This is a genomic window from Streptomyces sp. NPDC002328 (assembly GCF_042890065.1).
GTDB lineage: Bacteria > Actinomycetota > Actinomycetes > Streptomycetales > Streptomycetaceae > Streptomyces.
Window position 1 is genome coordinate 1 of the sequence record NZ_JBIARQ010000010.1, and the last position, 24,675, is coordinate 24,675.

At 70.6% G+C, this 24,675-nt stretch carries 9 protein-coding genes; 3 read left to right on the plus strand and 6 right to left on the minus strand.

All coding sequences use genetic code 11. The features are described 5' to 3' along the window. On the minus strand, positions 1-1,286 hold a 1,286-nt coding region (locus ACFYX4_RS24070; RefSeq protein ID WP_389336937.1), incomplete at its 3' end, for a maltotransferase domain-containing protein. A gap of 544 nt (positions 1,287-1,830) precedes the next feature. Here ACFYX4_RS24070 and ACFYX4_RS24075 point away from each other — a divergent pair. The 3 genes from ACFYX4_RS24075 (at position 1,831) to ACFYX4_RS24085 (ending at position 15,799) form a co-directional block, all read left to right on the plus strand. Continuing rightward, a complete protein-coding gene (locus ACFYX4_RS24075; RefSeq protein ID WP_389336940.1) occupies positions 1,831-4,449 on the plus strand; it encodes a glycosyltransferase family 1 protein in 2,619 nt (872 codons plus the stop codon). A 291-nt stretch (positions 4,450-4,740) separates the two neighbouring features. Beyond that, positions 4,741-15,297 (plus strand): LamG-like jellyroll fold domain-containing protein, encoded by a 10,557-nt coding sequence (locus tag ACFYX4_RS24080; RefSeq protein WP_389336943.1) that lies wholly within the window; start codon positions 4,741-4,743, stop codon positions 15,295-15,297. Further along, positions 15,275-15,799 carry an SMI1/KNR4 family protein gene (locus tag ACFYX4_RS24085; protein ID WP_389336946.1) on the plus strand — a complete coding sequence of 175 codons (525 nt, stop codon included), beginning with the start codon at positions 15,275-15,277 and terminating at the stop codon, positions 15,797-15,799. The genes ACFYX4_RS24080 and ACFYX4_RS24085 overlap by 23 nt, the downstream gene beginning before the upstream one ends. A 192-nt stretch (positions 15,800-15,991) precedes the next feature. Here ACFYX4_RS24085 and ACFYX4_RS24090 read toward each other — a convergent pair whose 3' ends face one another. The 5 genes from ACFYX4_RS24090 to ACFYX4_RS24110 form a co-directional block, all read right to left on the minus strand. Continuing rightward, a complete protein-coding gene (locus ACFYX4_RS24090; protein WP_389336949.1) occupies positions 15,992-16,507 on the minus strand; it encodes a DUF1990 domain-containing protein in 516 nt (171 codons plus the stop codon). 72 nt (positions 16,508-16,579) lie between these two features. Beyond that, the gene (locus ACFYX4_RS24095; RefSeq protein WP_389336952.1) at positions 16,580-18,244 is read right to left on the minus strand and encodes a M4 family metallopeptidase; all 1,665 of its coding nucleotides are present in this window, start codon (positions 18,242-18,244) and stop codon (positions 16,580-16,582) included. Between the two features lie 345 nt (positions 18,245-18,589). Then, the gene (locus ACFYX4_RS24100) at positions 18,590-20,635 is read right to left on the minus strand and encodes a M4 family metallopeptidase (protein ID WP_389336954.1); all 2,046 of its coding nucleotides are present in this window, start codon (positions 20,633-20,635) and stop codon (positions 18,590-18,592) included. Between the two features lie 349 nt (positions 20,636-20,984). Further along, positions 20,985-22,730, minus strand: a complete 1,746-nt coding sequence (locus ACFYX4_RS24105) for an ABC transporter ATP-binding protein (protein ID WP_389337592.1) — start codon at positions 22,728-22,730, stop codon at positions 20,985-20,987. An 89-nt stretch (positions 22,731-22,819) separates the two neighbouring features. Then, the gene (locus ACFYX4_RS24110) at positions 22,820-24,628 is read right to left on the minus strand and encodes an ABC transporter transmembrane domain-containing protein (RefSeq protein WP_389336957.1); all 1,809 of its coding nucleotides are present in this window, start codon (positions 24,626-24,628) and stop codon (positions 22,820-22,822) included. Positions 24,629-24,675: the final 47 nt, after the last annotated feature.

Consider the following 24,675-nt stretch of genomic DNA (forward strand, 5'->3'; position numbering starts at 1 on the left):
ATCCAGTGCCGCAGCACCCGCACCGTCTCCCGCACCAGACCGCCCATGTCCGCGTCGAACGCGACCGGGTAGATGTCCTGGTACTTCTTCGGCGGGTTCTCCGCGTACGCGATCGTCCCGTCGGGGCGGTGATGGAACCACTCCGGATGCTTGTGCACCCACGGATGATCCGGCGAACACTGCAACGCGAAGTCCAGCGCCACCTCCAGACCCAGCTCCCGCGCCTGCTCCACGAACCACGCGAAGTCCTCGATCGTGCCCAGAGCCGGATGCACGGCGTCATGACCGCCCTCCGGCGAGCCGATCGCCCACGGCACCCCGACGTCCTCCCGGCCCGGCGTCAGCGTGTTGTTGCGGCCCTTGCGGAACGTCGTCCCGATCGGATGCACCGGCGGGAGATACACCACGTCGAACCCCATCGCCGCGATCGCCGGCAACCGCCGCGCCGCCGACCGGAACGTACCGTGCGCCCGCTCCGCCGTCCCCTCCGACCGCGGGAAGAACTCGTACCACGCCCCGTACAACGCCCGCTCCCGCTCCACCTGAAGCGGCAGGGTTTCCGACGCGGTGACCAGCTCCCGCAGGGGATGACGCGCCAGGACGGCGTCCACCTCCGGGGCCAGGGCCGCGGCCAGCCGGGAGGCGGCCGGGCGGTCCTCGTCGCGCAGGGCGGCGACCGCGGCGAGCAGCACGTCCCGCTCGCTCTCGGGCGCCTCCGCGGCGGCCCGCTCGAGCAGGCGGGCGCCCTCCTCCAGCACCAGGTCCGTGTCGATGCCCGCGGGGATCTTGATGCGGGCGTGGTGCCGCCAGGTGCCGACGGGGTCGCTCCAGGCCTCCACGGTGTACGTCCAGCGGCCCGGCGCGTCAGGGGTGACGTCGGCGCCCCACCGGTCGGTGCCGGGGGCCAGCTCGCGCATCGGGGTCCAGGGGCCGCGGCGGCCGTCGGGGCCGCGCAGGACGACGTCGGCGGCGACGGCGTCATGGCCCTCGCGGAACACGGTGGCCGAGACCTCGAACGTCTCCCCGGCGACCGCCTTGGCGGGCCGGCGGCCGTGCTGGACCATCGGGCGGACGTCCAGGACGGGGATGCGCCCGACGGCCGGGACTGTGGTCGTGGTGGGTGCGTCGGCCGTGGAGGGTCGCTCCGGGGCGGGTGGTCCGGCGTCGGAGGGGCGCACGGCGGGGGCCTGCGCCGGATCCTGCGCCGGATCTTTCGCCGGATCCTTCGCGCGATCCTTGGCACGGGGAGGTGTCGGGGGTGCTGACGAGTGGTGCCTGGCGGGCATGACCGCTCCTGTCCGCATCAACGATGGTGGGCGGATGACTGTGGGGAGGTGGGTCCTGCGGTGGGGTGCCGGGAAGTACTGGTACCCCGATATGCCCCGGTCGTACAGCTGACCGGGCATCCCGGGGGTTCCGCTCGGGTCGTACGGGGTCCCCGTACGGGTTTGCACGGGTCCCCTAGGGGTCCCGTACGGGTCTCGTACCGGTGGAGCCTTCCCACCCTATTCGGGTGAGCAATCCGGCACTTTGTTAACTACTCGCGCGTATGTCTACACACAAGACTGGCCCGATTCTCGCGCGAGGGCGCGCGGCGGCCGTGCCGTGCACGCCCCTGGGCAGCCTCTCGTGCGAGGTGAAGGGCTACAAGGTGGCCTACAGGGGCGGAATCGGCCATAACGGGGCGGAGGGCCGCCGGTGCGGAAGTCTCGCCGGTCGGCCCCGGCTCGGCCTGCCCTCAGCGGTGGCGACACCTGCACCGGTAACGTCGTAGGAGACGTGGACGCACACTGCCGTGCGCCTCCTTAGACCGCACGCCCGAGGTGGAATGTGAAGGCGATCCGTCGATTCACCGTCCGACCCCTTCTGCCCGAACCCCTCCGGCCGCTCAGTGACCTGGCCCGCAATCTGCGCTGGTCATGGCACGCGGAAACCCGTGACCTCTTCCAGTCCGTCGACCCGGAACGCTGGGCGGCGTCCGGCGGCGACCCGGTACGGCTGCTGGGCGGCCTGCGCCCCGCCCGCCTCGCCGAGCTGGCCGACGACCGCCGCTTCCTGCGCCGCCTGAACGCCGCGGCCGACGACCTCCACGACTATGTGACCGGCGACCGCTGGTACCAGACCCAGCCCGAGGGCCTGCCCGCCGCCATCGCCTACTTCTCACCCGAGTTCGGCATCACGGCCGCCCTGCCCCAGTACTCCGGCGGCCTCGGCATCCTCGCCGGCGACCATCTCAAGGCGGCCAGCGACCTGGGCGTCCCGCTGATCGGCGTCGGGCTCCTCTACCGCCACGGCTACTTCCGCCAGACCCTGTCGCGGGACGGCTGGCAGCAGGAGCACTATCCCGTCCTCGACCCCAACGAACTGCCGGTGACCCTGCTCAAGGAGGAGGACGGCAGCCCCGCGCACGTGGCGATCGCCCTGCCCGGCGGCCGGCGGCTGCGCGCCCGGATCTGGCTGGCCCAGGTCGGCCGCGTACCGCTCCTCATGCTCGACTCCGACGTCGAGGAGAACGACCTCGGCGAACGCGGGGTGACCGACCGGCTCTACGGCGGCGGCAGTGAGCATCGGCTGCTCCAGGAGATGCTGCTCGGCATAGGAGGTGTCCGGGCGGTACGGACGTACTGCCGGCTCACCGGCCACGCCGGGCCCGAGGTGTTCCACACCAACGAGGGGCACGCCGGCTTCCTCGGCCTGGAGCGGATCGCCGAGCTGTGCGACGCGGGGCTCGACTTCGACTCGGCCCTGGAGGCGGTCCGCGCCGGCACCGTCTTCACCACGCACACGCCCGTGCCCGCCGGCATCGACCGCTTCGACCGCGAGCTGGTCGCCCGGCACTTCGGCCCCGACGCCGAACTTCCGCGCATGGACGTCGGCCGCATCCTGAACCTGGGCATCGAGACGTACCCCGGCGGCGAACCGAACCTCTTCAACATGGCGGTGATGGGCCTGCGCCTGGCCCAGCGCGCCAACGGCGTCTCCCTGCTGCACGGCCAGGTCAGCCGGGAGATGTTCGCCGGCCTGTGGCCCGGGTTCGACGCCGAGGAGGTGCCGATCACCTCCGTCACCAACGGCGTGCACGCCCCGACGTGGGTGGCCCCCGAGGTGCTGCGGCTCGGCGCCCGCCAGATCGGCGTCCAGCGCACCGAGGACGCGCTCAGCGTCGGCGGCTCCGACCGGTGGGACTCCGTCGCCGACATCGCCGACCAGGACATCTGGGACCTCCGGCGTGACCTGCGCGAACAGCTGGTGCAGGAGGTGCGGGCCCGGCTGCGGGCGTCCTGGCGGCAGCGCGGCGCGGGGACGGCGGAGCTGGGCTGGATCGACGACGTGCTCGACCCCGACGTCCTCACGATCGGTTTCGCGCGCCGCGTCCCGTCGTACAAGCGCCTGACGCTGATGCTGCGCGACCGCGACCGGCTGATGGACCTGCTCCTGCACCCGGAGCGCCCGATCCAGATCGTGGTCGCCGGCAAGGCGCACCCGGCGGACGACGGCGGCAAGCGGCTCGTCCAGGAACTGGTCCGCTTCGCCGACGACCCCCGGGTCCGCCACCGCATCGTCTTCCTCCCCGACTACGGCATGGCGATGGCGCAGAAGCTCTACCCCGGCTGCGACATCTGGCTGAACAACCCCCTGCGCCCCCTGGAGGCCTGCGGTACCTCCGGGATGAAGGCGGCCCTCAACGGCTGCCTCAACCTCTCCGTCCTGGACGGCTGGTGGGACGAGTGGTTCCAGCCCGACTTCGGCTGGGCGATCCCCACGGCGGACGGCGCCGGCACCGACCCCGACCACCGCGACGCGGTCGAGGCGGCGGCCCTCTACGACCTCCTCGAACAGCGCGTCACCCCGCGCTTCTACGAACGCGGGCGCCATGGTCTGCCGGACCGCTGGATCGAGATGGTCCGCCAGACCCTCACCCTGCTCGGCCCGAAGGTGCTGGCCGGCCGCATGGTCCGCGAGTACGTCGAACGCCTCTACGCGCCCGCCGCCCAGGCGCACCGCGCCCTGAACCCGGACGCGGCACGCGACCTGGCGGCCTGGAAGGCGAGGGTGCGCGCCGCCTGGCACGGAGTGACCGTCGACCACGTCGAGACCTCCGTTGGCACCCCCACCGCCGAGCTGGGCACCACGCTCGCCCTCCGCGTCCGCCTGAGCCTCGGCGACCTCACCCCCGACGACGTCGAGGTCCAGGCGGTCTCGGGCCGCGTCGACGAGGAGGACAGCATCACGGACGCGACGACGGTCCCCCTGAAACCGGCGTCCGGCCCCGGCCCCGACTCCCGCTGGACCTACGAGGGCCCCCTCTCCCTGGACCGCACGGGCCCCTACGGCTACACCGTCCGCATCCTCCCCGACCACCCCCTCCTCGCCTCCCGCGCGGAACTGGGCCTGGTGGCGGGCCCGTCGGAGGAACTGGCGGAGGAGGCAGGCGTACTACTGCGCTGACCCAAGCCCCCTGCCCCAGCGGATACCCCCGTCCCCTCCCTGAACGCGGCCGCGCCGGACCATCCCCGGCGCGGCCGCGACGTATGAGATCACCCCCTTCTTGTGGCCGGATGCCATGCGGCGGGAAGTGGTGGAAAGTCGCGTTCGAGGGCGGGCGATCAGCGGCATTTGGCAGTGAATGCCATGTGAGCATGTTCACTTCAAGTCGGGAAATCTTGTGAAACTCTTGTGTCTTTATTGGGAGATCATTTAGACCTTGCCCACTCGTGATCATTTGGGTGGGGGGATTCCGTGCGTCCGGCACGTCCGCTGGTTCTTGCTGTCGCTTTCGTTCTGTCTGTACTGGCAGGAACCGAGCAAGTCGCTCTCGCTGTAGGGCAGTCGTCGTCCGCTTCCGGTGCGGGGGAGGCACCGGATCAGTGGTGGGGGACCGCTGTCGGCCGTGGCCACGCCGCCACCGCCGACGCGACGGACGCCGTCGCCAAGGGCGGGCGCGCCGGAGCGCTGTCCGGCCCCGGCGAACTGCCCGCAGAGAGCGCGGCCGGTGCCGTCGATCTGCCCGGCGCTGCGCCCACGCCGCAGCCCGGCCCCGTCACTTCGGTCGCGCCTCCGGCTTCCGCGACGCCCCAGGGCTTCGACGCCGGGCGCAGTGAGGAGGTCGCGGGCGAGCGCGCGGAGCGTGAGAGCACGTATCTCAACCCCGACGGGACCTACACCACCCGCTTCTACACGGAGCCGGTCAACTTCCGGTCCGAGGACGGGTCCTGGAAGCCGATCGACGCGACGCTCGTCCCCCGGGAGTCGTCCGGCCCCAGCACGATGAGCGCGGACGAGGAAGGTTGGGAGACCTCCTCGACCGAGGCGCGGATCGAGTTCGCCGGCACGGCCGACGCCGACCCCGTGGTGCGCGTGCAGGTGGACGAGGGCGTGTCGGTCGGCTATGGAGTGGACGACGCGCACGGCGTTGCCGGGCAGGCGGAGGCCAGCACTCTCACCTACGAGAACGTACGCCCCCATTCCGACGTCGAGTTTCTCGCGGGCAGCGACTCGGTCAAGGAGACCCTGGTCCTCAAGGACGCCGGCGCCCCCACCGAGTGGCGTTTCCCGCTGGAGTTGGAGGGGCTCACCGCGGCGCTCGACGTCCACGGCAACGTGGTGTTCGCCGACGCCGGGGGCGCCGTCCGCGCGTGGACGCCGGCCGGCTGGATGCAGGACTCGAACTTCGCTCCCGACGCCAACGAGGGCGTGATCTCCTCCGGCGTCACCTACAGCCTGACCGTGGAGGACGGCCGGCAGGTCCTGGTGGTCAAGCTCGACAAGGCGTGGCTGTCCGCGCCCGAGCGGGTCTTCCCCGTCCGTGTGGACCCGTCGGTGAAGTCGGTCGACGCCACCTCCGGTACCTACGTCCAGTACCCCTACAACCAGAACTTCGCCTCGGACACGGTGCTGAAGGTCGGCACGTACGACGGCGGCAGCCACAAGGCTGCGGCCTTCCTGCGCTTCGCGGGCCTGGAGACGAGCCTGAAGAACGCCTGGGTGGTCGGTGCCAACCTCTCGCTGTACAACGCCTGGTCGCAGTCCTGCACCGCACGGCCGGTGACGGTGCATCCGATCACCTCGAACTGGGCGGAGACGACGACGTCGAAGTGGCCGGGCCCGTCGACCGGCGCGTCGCTGGCGTCGAAGAGCTTCGCCCACGGCTGGCGTCCCGGAGGCACGACGACCTGGGCGTGCGGCCCGGCGTGGGAGTCGATCAACCTGGGCTCGGCGGGACGGCAACTGGTCGACGACTGGACGCACGCCCGGAAGAAGAACTACGGCCTGGCGGTGAAGGCCTCCACCACGGACTCGAAGTCCTGGAAGCAGTTCGGCTCCGACGACTACCCGAACGGCAAGCCCAGCCTGGACGTCACCTGGACCAAGTACGGCGCCACCTACAAGCTCGGCGCGTTCGTCACCCCGATCACGGCGACCGCGGAGAGCGTCTTCAAGGTGACGGTCACCAACCGCGGTCAGCAGACGTGGCCCAAGAACGGCAACTTCTCCCTGCGCTACCACCTGTACGACGCGGCAGGGAAGGAGATCACGGACACCTCGAAGATCCGCTGGTCGCCGATGCCCGTCGACGTCCCTCCGGGCAGAACGGTCACGGTCGACGCCAAGATCGCACCGCTGACGCCGGGTGACTACACCCTGGCCTGGACCATGAACGACAACGGCGTGGCCACATTCAGCGGTTCCGGCGTCCCTGCCGTGGCCATGAGGGTGTCCGCCGTCAACATCCCGCCGTATCTGACCGCTGAGGCACCGGCGAGCGGGGCCGTGGTCACCACGCTCACGCCGACCCTGTGGGCGTCCGGCGCCGACCGCGACCGTTACCCCAAGGCCTTGCAGTACCAGTTCGAGGTCTGTGAGGTGGAGGGCAAGAACCTCCGCAAGAACTGCAAGACGGGGCCGCGCGTGGCGTCCCAGCAATGGGCGGTCACCAGCGGCTGGCTGTCCTGGTCGAAGACCTACGCCTGGTACGGGTACGCCTACGACGGCAGCGGCACCTCGGTGCGTCCCGGCCCGTCACTGCTGACGACGCAGGTGGCCCAGCCGGCGATCACCGGCCACCTCGGCGGCTCCGACGGCGACCGCAGCTTCGGCGAACGTTCCGGCAACTACGTGACCGCGGCCACCGACGCCGCGGTGCCCACCGTCGGCCCCGAACTGTCCGTGACGCGTACCTACAACTCGCAGGACCCGCGGCAGAAGAACGCGTTCGGCGCCGGCTGGTCGACACGCTGGGACATGCGGGCGACCGCGGAGAGCACGGGCAGCGTCGTCATCACACTCTCCGCCGGCAGCCAGGTCCGCTTCGGCAAGAACGCGGACGGCAGCTATGCCGCGCCGTCCGGTTCGACCGGCCTGCTCAAGGCGGAGACCGGCGGCGGCTGGACGCTGCGCGACGGTTCCGGGACGCTGCACACCTTCAGCCCCGCCGGTCTGCTCACGAAGATCGCCGACGGGCACGGCCAGGTTCAGCAACTCACCTACACAGACGGCAAGCTGACGCAGGCCAAGGACGTGCTGTCGGGCCGCACCCTGACGTTCACCTGGTCCGGCGGGCATGTGACGGCGGCGGAGACGAACGCCGTGAACGGCGCCGGCACCGGGCTGAAGTGGAGCTACACCTACGAGGGCGACCGGCTCGTCAAGGTGTGCCCGCCGTCGTCGGTCACCGCGTGCACCGTCTACTCCTACGAGGACGGCAGCCTGTACCGCAGCACCGTGCTGGACGCGGGCCCGTCCGCGTACTGGCGGCTGAACGAGGCCGACGGCGAGAGCGCGACGAGTGAGGCCGTCTCCGGCACCGGCCTGAACGAGGCCCTGTACCGGGACGTCACCCGCGATTCGGCGGGCGTGCTGGCGGGGACGGGCAACAAGGCCGGCGCCTTCGACGGCAGCGAGTCCCATCTCGCGCTGCCCGACGACGCGTTGGGCTCCTCACCGTTCGCCTCGGTCGAGATGTGGTTCAAGACCACAAAGGCCGGCGTGCTGCTGTCGCAGGCGAACGAGCGCATGGAGGACGTCGACCCGTCCGTCAGCCAGTCCACACCCCTGCTGTACGTCGGCACGGACGGCAAGCTCCGCGGTCAGTTCTACTACCCTGGCACCACCTGGACGCCCATGACGTCCACCGGTGCCGTGACGGACGGCGCCTGGCACCACCTGGTGCTCTCCGGCGCGGGCACTTCGCAGACGCTGTACCTCGACGGGACCGCGCTCGGCACCAAGACCGGCGCGATCGACCACCTCGAACAGCGCTACACCTACGTCGGCCTCGGCTGGACCGACGTGCCCTGGCAGGGGATCGACAAGACCGACCAGCTCGGCCACTTCGACGGCCTGATCGACGAGGTCGCCGTCTACGACCACACCATCGACGCGAGCACGGTCGCCGACCACTTCGCGGCCAAGGCCGCCGCTTCCCGGATCACCAAGGTCACCCTGCCCTCGGGACGCGTCGACGCCGAGGTGACCTACGACTCCGACACCGAGCGGGTCACACAGGTCAAGGAAGCCGGCAACGGCGCCTGGAAGATCTCCGCCCCGTCCTACTCGGCTGGCTCCGCCGCCTACAGCGCCGCCGTGCGAGCCTCCGGGCCCACCGAGTACTGGCGCCTGGGCGACCGCCGCGGCCTCACCGCGGCAAGCGCTCTGACCGAGGGTTCGGACGGCGAATACGGCGACGATGTCGCGCTCGGTACCTTCGGCGCCTTCGCCGCGGGCGACGACACAGCCGCCAGCCTGAACGGCGACTCCCACATCCAGGTCGCCGACGCCTCCCTCAGCGGCACCGCCCTGTCAGCGGAACTGTGGTTCCGCACCGACAAGGCCGGAATCCTGCTGACCGAGGCGAACGCCGACATCAGCGAGGACGCCGTTCCCACCCGCGCCACCCCCCTGCTGTACGTCGGCACGGACGGCAAGTTGCACGGCCAGTTCTACTCGGAGACCACCAACTGGACACCCCCGGTGTCCAAGAACAAGGTCAACGACAGCCAGTGGCACCACGCCGTGCTGACCGGCAACGGCAACACCTCCGCCCTGTACGTCGACGGCGTGCTCGCGGGCCAGGTCTCCGGCACGATCACCCACCTCGACCAGACGAGGATCTTCCTCGGCAAGGGCCGCACCGGATCACGCTGGGCCGCGCTGGACTCCTCCGACCCGTGGGGCCACTTCAGCGGCGCCATCGACGAGGTCGCCTTCTACCCCAAGGCCCTCACCGCCGCCGAGGCCGGCGAGCACTACCGCTCCCGCACCGGCATGGTCACCGGCGACGGCCCGCACTACCGCGGCGCGGTCACCGCGGACGCCCCGGCCGGCTACTGGCGCCTGGACGAGACCAGCGGAAGCGTGGCACACAGCCAGTCCGCCGCCCTCGACGGCGACGGCTCCTACACCAACGCCACCCTCGGTGCCGACGGCGTCTTCGGCACCGGCGACAACACTGCCCTCAGCCTCAACGGCAACGGCCACGCCGAGATACCCGGCGGCATCCTGCGAGGATCGACCGACCTGGCGATCGAGCTGTGGTTCAAGACCACCAAGCCCGGCGTCCTGATCGGAGACCAGTCCCAGCCCGTCAGCGGCACCACCGCCACCGGCACCTACGCACCGCTGCTGTACGTGGGCACGGACGGCAAGCTGCACGGCAAGTTCTACTCACCCGGCCTCGGCACCGCGAAGGTCGCCTCCGCCGACAGCGTCAACGACGACCAGTGGCACCACGCCGTCATCACCGCCGCCGGCACCGCCCAGACCCTTTACCTGGACGGCGTCCAGGCCGCCACCCTGACCGGAGCCGTCAACCACCAGTCCAACACCCGCACCTACATCGGCGCCGGCTACGCCAAGGGCTGGCCCGCAACACCCGGCGAAGTCAGCCACTTCACCGGCCAGATCGACGAAGTAGCCGTCTACCGCAACGGCCTGACCGCCGACCAGGTCGCCGAGCACTACCGCTCGCGCGAACACTCCAACTCCTCCGCCCTCGCCATGACGATCACCGTCACCGACCCCACGGGCGCCACCACCAGCACCACCTACGACGCGCTGCGCGGCCGGCGCCGTACCGCCTCCACCGACGCCGAGCAGGGCGTCACCACCTACGCGTACGACACGGGCGGCTTCCTGCACACGGTCACCGACCCCAACGGCCACTCCACGGTGACCGGCCACGACGCGCGCGGCAACGTCGTGTCGACCACGGCCTGCCGGGACGCCGACTCGTGCGCGACGAGCTTCGCCTCGTACTACCTCAACACGACCGACCCGCTCGACCCGCGCAACGACAAGCCCCTCACCTCCAGCGACGCGCGCTCGACCGACGCCAAGGACACCCGCTACCGCACGCAGTACGCCTACAACGACAAGGGCCTGCCCACCTCCGTGACCCGCCCGAACGGCTCGGCCGCCACCACGGCCTACACCACGGGCACCGAAGCCGCGGTCGGCGGAGGCACCACCCCGGCCGGGCTGGTACTGACCCAGACCACGCCCGGGGGAGCGAAGACGTCCTACCGCTACCACGCCAACGGCGACGTGGCCGAAGCGACCTCGCCCTCCGGACTCGTGACGTCGTACACCTACGACGGCCTCGGCCGGAAGACGGCCGAGAAGCAGACCTCCGACACCTTCCCCGACGGCGTCACGACCACCTACGCCTACGACGCGGCGTCGCACGTCGTCACGGAGACCGGCGTCGGAGTGCGCAACGAGATCAGCGAAACCACTCACACCGGTGTGATCACCCGCGCCTTCGACGAGGACGGCAACCTTCTGTCGGAGTCGACGAAGGACACCACGGGCGGTGACACCGAGCGCACCACCGCCTACCGCTACAACGCGCACGGCCTGAACGACTCCGTCACCGACGCCGAGCAGAACACCACGCTGCTCGAACACGACGACCTGGGCCGCGTGGTGGGTATGACCGACCCGGTCGGCACGCACGTCACGTACACGTACACCGCGCGCGGCCAGCACGCCACGACCGTCCTGAACGGCTGGACCGGCGACCCGTCCGGCACCACCCGCGACCTGACCGTCGTCTCCAACGCCTACGACCCGGCCGGCCGCCTCGCCTCCACGACGGACGCGATGGGCGCGACGACCGCCTACACCTACTACGACGACAGCCTCGCGGCCGCCACCACCGCCCAGCAGATCACCCAGGCCGACGGCAGCCGCCACGACATCGTGCTCGAGGCCAACGCCTACGACCCGGCCGGCAACCTGACCAAGCAGGTCACCGGCGGCGGCACGACCACACAGACGTTCACGGTGGACGCCCTGGGCCGCACCCTCACCAGCGTCCTCGACCCGGCCGGCCTGAACCGCACCGCCACGTACGCCTACGACAGCGACGACCGGGTGAAGGAGCAGACGCAGACCGTCTCCGGGAGCAAGAAGCTCACCACGACCTCCGACTACGACGCGGCCGGCAACGTCACCAAGCAGACCGTCACCGACGGCGCCACCACCCACACCACCACCAGCGCCTACGACAAGCGAGGCCTGCCGCTTACCACCGTCAGCCCCCGCGGCAACGTCACCGGCGCCGACCCGGCCGCGCACACCACCACCTACCGCTACGACGCGCTCGGCCGCCTGGTGCAGCAGACCGCCCCGCCCGTCCAGGCCGAGGAGAACGGCGGACCGGCCACCACCGTCCAGCCGACCACCCTCACCGGTTACAACACCTTCGGCGAGGCCACCCACGCCAAGGACGCCCGCGGCAAGGTGACCCACACCGACCTCGACCGCCTCGGCCGCACCACCGCGGTCACCCTGCCCGACTACACCCCGCCCGGCTCCACCACACCCCTGACAGCGACCACCCGCACCACTTACACGGCGCTCGGCCGGCCCCGGACGGTGACCGACCCGCTGGGCCGCACCACCCGCTACGCCTACGACCAGTTCGGCCAGCTGACCGCCAAGACCGACCCGGCGGCCGACGCCACCGCGGCCCTGGCGGCGGAAACCGACTCCGACCTCCTCAACCCGACCAGCACGGACGGCGGCGGAATCACCCGCTACACCTGGACGCCGACCGGCCTCCAACTGTCGGTCACCGATCCGATGGGCGCGCGCTCGGAGTCGACGTACGACGAACTGGGCAGAAAGCTGACGGCAACCGCTGTCGAGCGCTACCCCAGCCCTGCCAACCTGGTCAGCCGCTACACCTGGGACGACGCGAACAACCAGACCGCGTCGGTGTCGCCGTCCGGCCTCACCACGACCGGCACGTACAACGCCGCAGGTGAGCCCCGGACGGTGACGGATCCTGCCGGTACGACTCGGTTCGACTACGACGGCCTGGGCCGTCAGACCGAGGCCGTCGACCCGACCAACCGCCGTACGACGACCGCATACGACGCCCTCGGCGACGTCACCGCGACCACCGACTACGGCACGGGCGCGACCGCACTGCGCACGGCGAGCGCCGAGTACGACGCTGAAGGCAACCGCACGGCGGCCGTCTCCGCGCAGACGAAGGCGCGCACGACCTGGGCGTACGATGCGCTCGGCCGGAGGACCACCCAGGTCGAACCGGTTTCGGCGACGGCGTCGACCACCACGTCATTCGGCTACGACGCGGCAAGCAATCTCACCCGCTTGACAGACGGCCGGGGCAGCAAGACCGTCTACACCTTCACCGGTTGGGGTCTGCCCGAGTCCACGATCGAGCCGTCGACGCCCGCGCATCCGAACCCGGCCGACCGGACCTGGACAACGATCTACGACAAGGCCGGCCAGGCGGTGAAGGAAATCCTCCCGGGCGGCGTACAGCGTGAGCGCACCTACGACGGCCTCGGCCGCCTGACGAGGGAGACCGGCACCGGCGCGGAAGCGGCCACGGCCACCCGCACCCTGGAACACGACCTGACCGGCCGCCTCACCGCAATCGGCACGGCAGACGGCCTGACCCGCAACACCTACACCTACAACGACCGAGGCCAACTCCTCACCGCCGACGGCCCGGGCGGCGCCTCCCGCTACGCCTACAACGCTGACGGCAGCATGACCCAGCGCACCACGGACGCGGGCACCACCGACTACACCTACGACGGCACCGGACGCATCGACGCGGTCTGGGACTCGATCACCGGCAACAACGTCCTGTACGACTTCGACGCGGCGGGCCGCCCGAGCCGGGAGCAGTACGCCGCCAAGCCGTCGGGCGCCGCGACGTACACGATCACGGCGAAGCGCACGTACGGCTACGACGACCTGGGCCGCCTTCACACGGACTCCGTGACCTCGGCGGACGGCGCGACGAACGTCGCCTCGACGACGTACGGCTACGACTTGGACGACAACCTGACGTCGAAGACGACGGCAGGCACGGCAGGCGCCGGTGCGAACACCTACGCCTATGACCATGCGAGCCGTTTGACGTCGTGGACGAAGGACGGCACGACGACGCCGTACGAGTGGGACGCCGCCGGCAACCGCACGAAGGCGGGCTCGACGACGGCCGTCTTCGACGCGCGCAACCGCCGACTGACAGACGGCACGACGACGTACGCGTACACGGCACGGGGCACCCTGTCCTCGGCCTCCGCGGGCAGCGGCAACCCTCGCGCGCTGACGTTCGACGCCTTCGAACGCAAGATCACCGACGGCGACGCGACGTACGCCTACGACTCCCTGGACCGGGTCCAGAGCCGTGGCACGACGACCTTCACCTACGACGGAGGCTCCAACAACCTGACGGGCGACGGTACGACGGACTACAACCGCACACCCGAGGGCGCCCTTCTCTCCTTCTCCACCGGCACGACGAAGCAGTGGGCCCTGACCGACCAGCACACCGACCTGGTCGCCGGCCTCACCCCCGACGCCACTCAACTGGGCGGCTCGACCTCGTACGACCCGTTCGGTAAGGAAACGGCGAGCGGCGGCACTACTCCTGCGGTCGGCTACCAGTCGGGCTACACCGACCCGGACAGTGCGGACGTCAACATGGAGGCGCGGTGGTATCAGCCGGGTTCGGGGGCGTTCACCTCACGGGACACCTGGCAGTTGGACCCTATGCCGTCCGGTCGGGCGAACCGGTATGCCTACGCCAACGCCGGGCCCCTGAACTACATCGATCCAAGTGGACACGATGGACACACAATCGTCGCGCCGGGCCCTGTAAGGCCGCGCCCGGACAAGCCCAGCAGCGGAGGATGGTTCCCCTCCTTCTCGACGGGGATCCGGTACCTCAAGAGTTTCGGCAGGAGGGGACTCCGCGCGTCGGGGTTCGCGGCCGATGTCTTCCTTCAGGTGATCGGGTGGAACACCCCGGCTTACGCGCCGGGTTACACGCCGCCTCCGCCGAGCAGTGGTGGCGGTGGTGGCGGTGCCCAGCAGGCGTCCGGCACGTCGTGGCTCGTTCGCACCGGGCCGGGGACAGCCGCCAGCACAGGCGTTCGGCCTGGCATGGGGACGGGCATGGGGACGGGCGGCTGCAGATACGGCTGCGTCGTCAAGCCGCCCAAGCCGCCCATCGACCAGAACCCCAACAACGGACCTCAGCCACTGCCCGCACCCAACCGTGGGCCGGTCAAGGTGGATCTGGACCCGAATATCGGAAAGTGGGATAAGAGCAAAGGCTGGGACGCGGTCTTCGATACAGGCGAAATGCTGGGCCTGGCCGACGGGCAGTACACACCGCAGGACATGCTGAGCCTTGCTGCTCTTGAAGATCTGTTCCCGGATCAGAATGTTGATCCTGACCTCGGCTTCGGACAATCCGGAGCGAACCCGAATGCGAAGCGCACCAGGCACGCATGCTCTCGGGATTTCCCGTCCACCGACCCGTCTTTCTACTATGCTCCGATGACCCGTTTTGGCCCAGGTCCCGAGGACTGCCGAGCCACAGGAGCAGTCGCGTACATCGACGCGTTCGATCTGCGGCCGTGGCGTCTGGATCCGAAGTGGAAGCCTGCCGGGTACGACCGTCTACCGGTCGGCAATAGGGCGGCTCTGCATCTGATTGGTAATCAGATGGGAGGCGCAAATGACACGCTGCGCAATTTTGTAGCCGGCTATCAGACTCCTGCGAACTCTCCGCACATGCGTTCGCTGGAGGACGAGATCACTAGAACCGTGAAATCTGGGCAACATGTCGCGCTCGGCGTAGTTCCCGTCTATGGCGGGAAAGATCTTGCGATTCCGACGGAGATACGGATGAATGCTGTTGGGGATGGCGGATACCGGCTGAACTGCACCGTCTATAATCGTCCGTCTGGTGGTTACTCTTGCTCCGAAAGGACATCCGGTGGAAATCTCTCGATTCCGTGAACTTCTAGGGCAATCGAAAGTCAACGGTGATGTGATCCGTGATTGGCGGACACTGGAGATGCGCTCTGGTGTGGGCCTTCCCGACGACTACAAGGAGTTCGTAACGGCCTACGGTCCTGGTTGCGTGAACGATCAGCTCTACCTCTTCCACCCCAGAGCGGAAGGCGGGGACGAGGGGTTGCGCCTCGAATCCCTGTGGGAGCAGGCCGCGTATGGCTACTCGGAGCTTTCTCTGAGCGCGCCCGAAATGTATCCGCACCCTGTGTACCCGGCGCCCGGAGGGTGTATTCCAGTCGCCCGGTCAATTTCCGGAAATTATGTCTTCTTGGCTCCTCCGGGTAATGGAACGAGCTGCTGGTCCGTAATGCTCGACGTGGGGCAATGGGTTGAACTGCAGATGTCATTCACGGACTTCTTGTGGGCTGCACTTCTTGGGGAACTTGAGATTCCCGTTATCGAAGGCGATCCCACGTTCGACCGGGTCGGGACTGTGGAGTCGTGACATAAGCGAAATCAATGATGCTGCGGCGGTGTTGCAGGTCTCGCTCAAGGTGATGGACAACTGGTCGGCGAAGTGGCCGGATGGCGAGTGCGAGGTGCTCGTAGCTCTGCCGAGTGGGTGCCGGGTCGGCGAGCATCAGAATCTTGAGTGGTCGAGCAGTAGTCCGGCCGAAAGCGGCCTCGGTGATGCGGCCTAACCTTCCCCGGCCGCCGCCAACCCCCGCAACACCACCCCGCACCGCCGCGCATAAGCCTGCTGCAAGCCCCGTGTCGCCGGGCCGCCCGCTCGGGCGTACCACTTCGCCGGGCGGCTGAACGCGGAGACCGTCAGCCAGACCGTGCCGTCTCCCGTGCGGTCCACGATGAAGGATTCCTCGCCGGATTCGGGGTGGCCGGGGAGCGTGCCGTAGGCCCAGCCCGCGCGGCGGTGTTCCTCCAGGGTCCAGACGACGCGGCAGGGCGCCTTGATCATGCCGGCCAGGGTGACGGTGACGTCGACGTCGGGGGCCGCGCGGTCGGCCGACGTCGTCAGGCCGACGCCCAGGGCGCGGTGCATCTCCCAGGTGAGGACGGCCTCGGCGGCCCGGCGGAAGACCTGCTCGCCCTCGCCCAGGCGGGTCCGCACGTGCAGCGGACGGAACCCCGGCGGGCAGAACCCGGGCTCACGCGTCGCGCCGACGTCCTCATAGGTGAAGTCCCCAACAGACATGGGTCCCAAGAGTAGGGCGACCCCCGGGAATGTCCTCCTCCCGGGGGTCGTCTCACGGCAACTCGGTTGACATCAGCTGACGTTGACCGCCGTCCAGGCCGCCGCCACCGTCTTGTACTCCGTGCTGGTGGAGCCGTACAGGGCCGAGGCCGCGCTCAGGGTCGCGGTGCGGGCGCCCGCGTAGTTGGTGGTCGACGTCATGTACGAGGTCAGGGCCTTGTACCAGATCTGGACCGCCTTGGCGCGGCCGATGCCCGTGATCGTCGAGCTGTTGTAGGTCGGGGAGTTGTACGAGACCCCGTTGATCGTCTTCGCGCCGCTGCCCTCGGACAGCAGGAAGAAGAAGTGGTTCGCCGGGCCGGACGAGTAGTGCACGTCCAGGTTCTTCAGCGTCGACGACCAGTAGTTGGCCGAGGAGCCGTCCTTGCTCGGCTGGTCCATGTAGCGCAGCGGAGTGCCGTCGCCGTTGATGTCGATCTTCTCGCCGATGAGGTAGTCGCCGACGTCCTTGGAGTTCGCGGCGTAGAACTCCACCGCCGTGCCGAAGATGTCGGAGGTGGCCTCGTTCAGACCGCCGGACTCGCCCGAGTAGTTCAGGCCCGCCGTGTTCGACGTGACGCCGTGGGTCATCTCGTGGCCGGCCACGTCCAGCGAGGTGAGCGGCTTGACGTTGCCCTCGCCGTCGCCGTACGTCATGCAGAAGCAGCTGTCCGACCAGAACGCGTTGACGTACGCGTTGCCGTAGTGGACGCGGGAGTACGCGGCCACGCCGTTGTTCTTGATGCCGTTGCGGCCGAAGGTGTTCTTGTAGAAGTCCCAGGTGGTCTGCGCGCCGTACGCCGCGTCCACCGCCGCCGACTGGTCGGTGGAGGAGCTGGAGGCCGCGCCGGTGCCCCAGGCGTCGTCGGCGTCCGTGAACAGCGTGCCCGCCGAACTGGTCGTGGCGCGCGCCTTGTTGTACGTCTTGTGGCCGCCGCGGGTGGTGTCGTACAGCTGGTACGTCGAACCCGAGAGGTACGAGCCGAGGGTGACGGTGCCCGAGTAGACGCTCTTGCCGGTGCCCGTCTCGATGCCCTGGTACTCGTACAGCTTGGCGCCCGTGGCCGCGTCGGTGATGACGTGCAGCTCGTTCGGGGTGCCGTCCTCCTGGAGGCCGCCGACGACCGTCTCGTAGGCGAGGGTCGGCTTGCTGCCGTTGCCCGCCCAGATCACCTTGCGGGGGGCCTGGGAGGCGTCGGTGTCCTCCGAGCCCGCGGCCTTCGCCAGCGTGAGCGCCTGGGACTCGGCCTTCGCCGCCGGCACCGCCGCCGTGGTCGAGGCGACCTTGATGGCGGTGTTCGTCGCCTTGGTGACGCCCTGCTGGGCACCGGCCGCCGACTCGTGGACGACCAGGTCGCCGCCGAGGACGGGCAGGCCCGCGTAGGTGCGCTCGTAGCGGGTGTGGACCGTGCCGTCGGCGTCCTTGATCACGTCACGGACGACCAGCTTCTCCTGCGTGCCCAGGCCTATCTCCTGCGCGGTCGCGGGGGCCTCGGCCTGCTTGTCCTGGATCAGGGCGGTGCGGGCGGCCGGCGCCAGCGTGGTGGGCACGGCGAGCGGCTTGGCGCTCGTGGAGTCCGCCGGGGTCTGGGCGGCGGCGGGACCGGAGGTCAGGCCGGTGGTGACCAGGGCTCCGGCCGCGACGGCGGTGGCGATGGCCAGAGAGGTGCGCTTGTGACGCGCGTAGAGGGAGGTCACACAAGCTCCTTGGGTGTGGGGGAGCCCGGGCGGCGTGGGGAGGCCGGCCGGTGCTGCTGTGAAGTTGTGCGGCGGGTGAGAGGAAGAGTGGCATCAAGGTCGCGTACATGTCAGGACCCCCACATGATGTTGGCCAAAAATCGATCAGACGGTGAACATTGCCGCCGTGTAAACGGACTTGACCTCGGTAAAGGGCCAACAGGTCGCGGGTAAGGGGTGGGCAAAAAGAGGGCGCGGGGTGGGCAGAAGGAGGGCGCCGCCCCGGGGAGTCGAACCTCCGGGACGGCGCCCTGTATGTGGGGGGTGGGCCTCGGCGTCACCGCACGGAGGCCTCCTGGCAGTGGCCTACGGGAAGGTCAGCTTCCAGCTGTTGATGTAGCCCGTGTCCTGGGCCGCGTTGTCCTGGACCCGCAACTGCCAGACGCCGTTGGCGACCTCGGAGGAGGCGTTCACGGTGTACGTGGTGTTGAGGTTGTCCGTGCTGCCGCCGGTGCTGTACGCCTTCAGCGTGTACGCCGTCCCGTCGGGAGCGATCAGCTGCACCCGCAGGTCGCCGATGTAGGTGTGGACGATGTCCACCGCCACCGCGAGATTCGAGGGCGCGTTGCCCGGCCGGCCCGTCACGGTGATCGAGGAGTTGACCGCCGCGCCGTTGTCCGGAATCGACACGTCGGCCGCGTTCTCGAAGGACGTGCCGCCACCGCCGCCGCCGCCGGGACGCGCGCCGACCGCGACGCCCGCCCAGGCGTGCGCCACCGCCGCGTACTCGGCCGACGTGGTGCCGTACAGCTCACCGGCCGCCGCGAGGGTGCCGGTGCGGGCGCCCGCGTAGTTGGTGGTCGAGGTGAACTTCGTGGTCAGGGCGCGGAACCAGATCTTCTCCGCCTTGTCGCGGCCGATGCCGGTGACCGCGAGCCCGTCCGCGGTGGACGAGTTGTAGGTGACACCGTTGATCGTCTTGGTGCCGCTGCCCTCCGAGAGGAGGTAGAAGAAGTGGTTCGCCGGGCCCGACGAGTAGTGCACGTCGATCGAGCCGATGCCCGAGTACCAACTGTCCTTGGACGAGCCGTCCTTGCTCGGCTTGTCCATGTAACGCAACGGGGTGCCGTCGCCGTTGATGTTGATCTCCTCGCCGATGAGGTAGTCACCGACGTCGGAGGAGTTGTTGGCGTAGAACTCGACGGTCGAGCCGAAGATGTCGGACGTCGCCTCGTTCAGACCGCCGGACTCGCCGCTGTAGTTGAGGCCGGCCGTGTTGGACGTCAGGCCGTGCGTCATCTCGTGCGCGGCCACGTCGATCGACGTCAGCGGGTTGGCGTTGCCGGAGCCGTCGCCGTACGTCATGCAGAAGCAGCTGTCCGACCAGAACGCGTTGACGTAGTTGTTGCCGTAGTGGACGCGGGAGTACGCGCCGACGCCGTCACCGCGGATGCCGGAGCGGCCGTGCACGTTCTTGTAGTAGTCCCAGGTCAGCGCGGCCCCGTAGTGGGCGTCGGCGCCGGCCGACTCCAGGTTGGACGGGCTGCCGTTGCCCCAGATGTCGTCGGCGCCGGAGAACAGGGTGCCGGTGCCGGAGGTGCCGCGGTTCAGGTTGTACGTCTTGTGGTTGCCGCGCGCGCCGTCGGTCAGGTTGTACGTCGACCCGGACTGCGTGGTGGTGAGCGGGACCTGACCGCTGTACACCGTGTTGCCGGTGCCGGTCTCGATCGCCTCCCACTCGTACAGCTTCGCGCCCGATGTGGCGTCGGTGATGACGTGCAGCTCCTGCGGGGTGCCGTCGTGCTGGAACCCGCCCACGACCGTCTCGTACGCCACCGTCGGCTTGCCGTTCGCCGCCCAGATCACCTTGCGGGGCTCGCGGTTGACGTCGGGGCTCTTGGCGTCCTCCGCCTTCGCGGCGGCCAGGGCCTGCGCCTCGGCCTTGGCGGCGGGCAGCTTGGCCGTGGTGGTGGCGGGCGCGATGGCCGCGGCGGTCGCCTTGACGACGCCCTCGGTGGCGCCGGCCGGGGTGCTCTCGACGACCAGGTCGCCGCCGAGGACGGGCAGGCCCGCGTAGGTGCGCTCGTAGCGGGTGTGGACCGTGCCGTCCGCGTCCTTGACCACGTCACGGACGACCAGCGCCTCCTTGGCGCCCAGGCCCAGGTCCTTCGCGGTCTGCGCCTTGTCGGCGTTCGCCTCGCGTATCAGCTCGGCGCGCTGGGCGGGGGAGATCCGGACCGACTCCGAGCCCGGGATCGCTTGACCGGCCGCCTGCGGTGCCTTCTCCGGGGCGGCCGTCGCGGCGCCGGACTGCACGGCGGCGGCGACGAGCGCGGCCACGCCCACGAGGGCGACGGCCGCGGCTCTGCGGTGCGGGGTGTGGGGGGTGCGTCTGCGAGAACTGCTGCTCACACTGACTCCTTCTGCGCGGCCACGGATCACGCGGCCAGGGGAGACCGGACGGCGGATCGGCCGTCCGGGCACGGCTAAGGGCGGTACGCAGAACGGGGTGATGCTGTGGGGTTGCTGTGCAGTAGCAGGGGGAAGAGTGGCAGGTGGCAGCGCTGTCTGTCAGGAGCGCGTCAGAAAGTTGGCCGGAAACGGTTCGTTGTCCGGGAGTTCATGTTCGATATACGGACCATGTCCTGTTCACGGACCGGGTCATCGTGCGAAAAAGGGGCAACTCGCTTGCATGCGGCGGCTGTCACGAACTTCGGCGACTGTCATGAGCTTTGGTGGCTGTCACGGACTTCGGCGGCTGTCACGGACTTCGCCGCTCCCCGTGCCACGTCCCCCACAGCGCCGCGTACGCGCCCCGCGCCGCCACCAGCTCCTCGTGCGTGCCGAGTTCGGTCAGCCGGCCGTCCTCCATCACGGCTACCCGGTCCGCGTCGTGCGCGGTGTGCAGCCGGTGCGCGATCGCGATGACCGTCCGGCCGCGCAGCACGGCGGCCAGGGCGCGCTCGGCGTGCCGCGCGGTCGCCGGGTCCAGCAGGGCCGTCGCCTCGTCCAGGATCAGCGTGTGCGGGTCCGCCAACACCACCCGTGCCAAGGCGAGTTGCTGCGCCTGCGAACCGTCCGTACGGTTCCGGTCCGCGCCGAGTTCCGCGTCGAGGCCGTCGGGCAGCTCCCGTACCCAGTCGGCCGCGCCGACGGCTTTCAGCGCGGCCCACAACTGCTCGTCGGACGCGGCCGGTTCGGCCATCAGCAGGTTGTCGCGGACCGTGCCGATGAACACGTGGTGCTCCTGGGTGACCAGCACGACCTGCCGGCGCAGCGCCTCCGGCTCCAGGTCCGCGACGGGCACCCCGCCCACCGTCACCGAGCCCGCCGTGGGCGCGTCAACGCCCGCGATCAGCCGGCTCAGCGTGGTCTTCCCGGCACCGGACGGGCCGACGACCGCGAGCCGCTCGCCGGGCCGCACCGTCAGGTCGACCCCGCGCAGCACCTCACCGCCCCGCTCGTAGGCGTACCGGACGTCCTTCACCTCGATCAGATCGTCCACGGGGACGGCGGCGGCCGGAGCGGGGGAGCCGTCGGCTGTCGTCGGCGTCGCCGCCGGCCGCGGTGCGCCGCCCAGCCCCTCCACGCGCGCGAACGAGGCCCCGCTGCTCTGGAGTTGGTCGACCCGCATCAGGATCTGGTCCAACGGCTCGGTGAACTGCCGCAGATACAGCGCCGCCGCCACCACCGCGCCCAGGCTCACCGCGCCCCGCGCGTGCAGCGCCCCGCCGAGCAGCAGGACGCCGACCACCGGCAGCGTGTACGTCACCTCGACCACCGGGAAGAACACGGTCCGCAGATACAGGGTGTGCAAGCGGGCCCGCCGCGAGGTCTCCAACGCCTCCCGGCTCGCCGCGACCCGCCGCTCCTGGAGCCGGAACGCCTCGACGGTACGGGCCCCGGACGCCGTCGCCGCGAGGATCTCAGCGACCTCCGAGGTGGCCGCGCCCTCCGCCAGATAGCCGGCGCGGGCCCGCCGCAGGTACCAGCGCAGCACGCACCCGATCGGCGTCAGCGCTAGCACCCCGACCGCGCCGAGCAGCGGGTCGATCACGAACACCGCGCCGAGCAGGAACAGCGCCTGCACCGAGCAGACCAGCAGCTCGGGGCCCGCGTCGCGCAGGGTGGTGCCCACGGCCGCCACGTCGGCGGTGCCGCGCGTGGTGAGATCGCCGGTGCCGGCCCGCTCCACGACGGACGCCGGCAGGGACAGCGCCCGGTCGACGAACTGCTCCCGCACCCGGGCGAGCGTGCGTTCCCCGAAGCGGTGCCCGGCGTAGCGGGCCCAGCGCGCCAGCAGCAGCTGGGCCAGCGCGCACACCAGGATGGCCGCCGCCAGCCGGTCCACCGCGCCGACCCCGCCGCCGTCGCGCACCTCGTCGATGATCCGGCCCAGCAGCCACGGCCCGGCCAGCCCGGCCGCGGCGGCGAGCGCGTTCAGCGCGAGGACGGCGGCGAAGGCCCGCCCGTCGGCCCGCACCAGCCGGCCCGCGGCCCGCCGCACCTCACCCGCCCCGGCGACGGGAAGCCGCCCGGCCTCCGTCCCGCCGGCCTCCGTCCCGCCGTCCCCCGCCCCGCCCCCACTGCCGACCGTCACCGCGCAACCTCCCCGACACCATCGCCGCCCTGCCGCCCGAAACCCCGGCCCACACCCTCGACCTCCCGGCCGCCCCCGGTCTCCGGGCCGTCTTCGGTCTCCCCCGCCTCCCCCTCCGCATCCCGCGCCACCAGCGCGCGGTACCCCGGCTCCGTCTCCAGTAGCTCCCGGTGGCTGCCGGTTGCCGTCAGTTTGCCGTTCACCAGGTAGTGGACGGTGTCGGCGTGGGCGAGGAGCAGGGGGGAGGTGCTGGTGACGACGGTCGTGCGGGCGGCGCGGGCCGTGCGCAGGCGTTCGGCGATCGCGGCCTCCGTGTGCGCGTCCAGCGCCGACGTCGGCTCGACGGCGAGCAGGATCTCGGGGTCGGCGAGCAGCGCCCGCACCAGCCGTACGCGCTGCCGCTGGCCGCCGGAGAGACTGCGGCCCTGCGCGGCCACGGGCGAGTCGAGCCCCTCCGGCAGCCCCTGCACGACGTCCTCGGCGGCAGCCGCCCGCACCGCCCGCGTCACCGCCTCCGGGGCGCGTTCGCGCCGACCGTCCACCACCTCGTGCAGACTGCCCGCGAACAGGTCGGCCTCGTTGTCGGCGACCAGGATCCGCGCCCTGACCTGCGCCAGGGCGACCGAGTCGAGCCGTACGCCGCCCCAGGTGACGTCCGACGGCGTGTACCGGCCCAGCCGGTCGACGACCTCGGCGGTGTCCGCGGGCCGCGCGCCGACCAGCGCGGTCAGCCGCCCCGGCGCGACCCGCACGCCCGACGCGGGGTCGTACAGCGCCGACGGCTCGGCGGGCGCGTCGGCGGTCCCGATGTCCGGGTCGGGCTCCGTCCGCAGCACGCGCACCACCCGCCGGGCGGCCACCACGCCCCGGCTCAGCTCGTAACCCAGGTCGACGAGGAACGACACCGGGCCCACCAGGACGGCGACATAGCCGTACACCGACACCAACTCGCCCACCGTCAGCTCCCCTTGGGCGGCCAGCCGGGCCGCCAGCCAGGTCACCACGGCGAGGAACACCGTCGGCAGGCCCACGCCCAGCGCCTGCATCCAGCTGGTGACCGAGCCGACCCGGTACCCCTGGGCGCGCAGCCGCTGCGAGTCGCGGGCGAAGGCGTCCGCGAACAGCCCTTTGCCGCCCAGCCCGTTGAGCACCCGCAGCCCGCCCGCGAGGTCGCCGATCCGGGCGGTGAGCACGCCCTGACGCTCCCGGTACTCGCCCTCCGCGCCCTGCAACCGCGCCATCAACGGCCCGACCAGCACGGCCAACACCGGCATCCCCAGCAGCACGACCCCCGCGAGCAGCGGCGAGACCGACAGCAGCAGCCCGGCGACGACGACGTACACCACGACCGAGCCGACGCCCGGCCCGATCACCGTCAGCGAGCCGGCGATGGTGCCGACGTCGCCCACCCCCACCGTGACGACCTCCCCGGCCCCCACCCGGCGCGGCAGCGCGGCGCCCAGCCGGGCCGCCTGCCCCACGACCACCTTCACCGTGCGGAAGTTGGCGTCCATGCGCAGCCGCGTCATCGTGCGGTGCCGCATGATGCTCACCCAGGCGTTGACCGCGCCGACGACGAACAGGGCGGCCGTCCAGCCGGCCAGCGCCGCCGTGTCGCCGGGCTCCAGCCCCTCGTCGACGGCCTTCGACAGCAGGTACGGGGCCGACGCCATCAGCACCATCCAGACGCTGGCCAGCACCGCGCCGGCCACCGCCCGGCCCGGCTGACGGCGCACCAGCCACCACAGGTACCGGGAGCCGCCACGGCAGTCGGGCGGGCCCGGATCCTCGTACGCGTCGATCAACTGTCCCCCTCGCCGGTCCTCACGAGCCTTCGGTGCGCGTCACGCCA